Here is a 2,164-nt window from a genome sequence, read left to right as displayed (position 1 = left end):
TGCCGCTGCTCGTCGCAACATCTTCACCATCCGCAGATTGAGCGGTGACTGTCAGATCAAACGATCCGCTAAAATCATCCGCTGGTGTAATCGTCAGACCATTCAGGTCGGCAGCAGATAGCGTCCAGCTGCCATCACCGTTATCGGTACCGGTTGACAGGGTCGCGCCCTCTGGCACGCCACTGATCGTGACGGTCAGGAGTTCAGATGCATCTGTCAGGCCGGCATCGATATCGAGCGCAATGGCACTGTCTTCGGTGCCGGATACATTTGATACATCCAGTGCTGGCTTGTCCGCGACACCGGCGACAGCAACCGTAATGGTATCGCTGATCGATGCCGTGTCGTTGCCGTCCTGCGATGTTACCGTGACGGTCAGATCAAAGCTGCCGCTGTAATCACCGCTCGGGGTGATGCTCAGACCTTCAAGATCACTCGCACTCAATGTCCAGCTGCCATCACCGTTATTGGTCCCAGCCGACAGGCTGGCCCCATCGGGAACACCGCTGATGGTGATGGTCATCGTTTCGCTGGTATCTGTCAGCCCCGCATCGACATCCAGACCAATCGCGCTGTCTTCGCTGCCCGATGCATCCGACACGGTCAAAGTCGGTGCATCTGCAACTGCACTGACATCAACAGTGATGACCTGGCTGGTCGATGCACTGTCATCGCCAGCACTTGAAGTTGCCGTAACGGTAAGATCGAATGTACCGCTGTAATCATCGACCGGTGTAATCGTCAAACCTTCAAGGTCTGCGGCCTCCAGCGTCCAGCTACCGTCTCCGTTATCGGTTCCGGCAGACAGGATCGCACCTTCGGGCACACCAGAAATGGTGATGCTCAGGATTTCGGTTGCGTCGCCAAGCGACGCATCAATATCAAGGGCAATCGCGCCGCCATCCTCGGCACCCGTGGCATCAGCGACATCCAGTGCCGGAGCCTCTGCCGCCGGGTTATAGGACGCACCATCGACATAAATTTCGAGATTCTCGATATTGCTGACCTCGACCCCGAGTGCGTCAAGCATCAGGCTGCCGCCCTCACCGCTTTCGACATGGGCTTTGAGGTCCTGCAATGCTTCAAGAACACCCTCGCCTGAAAGCTGATCCGAATTCAGATAAAGCTTCAATGTATCGGTGTTTGAACCGCCATCGACAATGCCGGTTCCCTCTGCGCTCAGATCGACGGTGTAATTGATCTCGTCATTTCCAGCCTCGCCATAAAGCCTGTCATCGCCCGACCCTGTCAGCGTGTCGTCCGAATTACCGCCATAAAGCGTATCCGTGCCGTCACCCCCATCAAGGGTATCCTTGCCGCCGCCGCCAATAACGGTGTCGTTACCTGCACCGCCATTCACGATGTCATCAGAATTTCCGGCATTGATGTAATCACTACCGTCGCCGCCCGAAATCGTGTCACGACCGTTGCCACCGTAGATCGTGTCGTCTCCGGCACCGCCAGTTACAATGTCATCCGAGCCACCGGCATTGATATAATCCTCACCCTCGCCGCCGCTGATCGTGTCACGTCCGCTGCCGCCATGGACGGTATCATTACCCTGACCGGCATCAATGATGTCATGGCCGCTGCCGCCATAGACGATATCATTACCCTCGCCTGCATCAATAATGTCATCGCCGCTGCCGCCATAGTTGGTATCATTACCTGCACCGGAATTGATAATATCGTTGCCGCTCAGGGCTTCTACATAATCATTACCTTCAGCGGTCGTGATTTCATCAGAACCGGCCGTACCAATCACGCTCTCATTCGGATCGTCAATCACTTCGATCTGCAGCACCTGTGAGATGCTTGCACTGTCCTCACCATCAACCGATGTGGCCGTAACGGTCAGCTCAAAGTTGCCCCAATAGTTCTCCGATGGTGTGATCGTAAGAGCTTCAAGCTGTGCAGGGATCAACGTCCAGGTGCCATCTCCGTTATCGGTGCCCGCAGACAGGGTTGCCCCATCCGGAACACCGGAGATGGTCACTGTCAGTACTTCTGAGCTGTCCGTCAGGCCTGCGTCAATATCAAGTGCAATCGCACTGTCTTCGTCGCCAGAGGCGTCCGACACTTCCAGTGTCGGCGCATCCGCGACACCAGCCACATCAACAGTGATGCTGCCGGTCGTCGTTGCAACGTCTGAACCATCGGCAGA

The 2,164-nt window shown here is 56.0% G+C and carries 1 pseudogene; it reads right to left on the bottom strand.

The features are described 5' to 3' along the window. Nucleotides 1–2,164 (bottom strand): annotated as a pseudogene (locus tag SMB34_RS20785) (Ig-like domain-containing protein); the annotation flags it as partial.

Source organism: Thalassospira permensis NBRC 106175, assembly GCF_000714555.1.
Classification (GTDB): domain Bacteria; phylum Pseudomonadota; class Alphaproteobacteria; order Rhodospirillales; family Thalassospiraceae; genus Thalassospira; species Thalassospira xiamenensis.
This window is presented reverse-complemented; position numbering and strand designations above follow the sequence as displayed.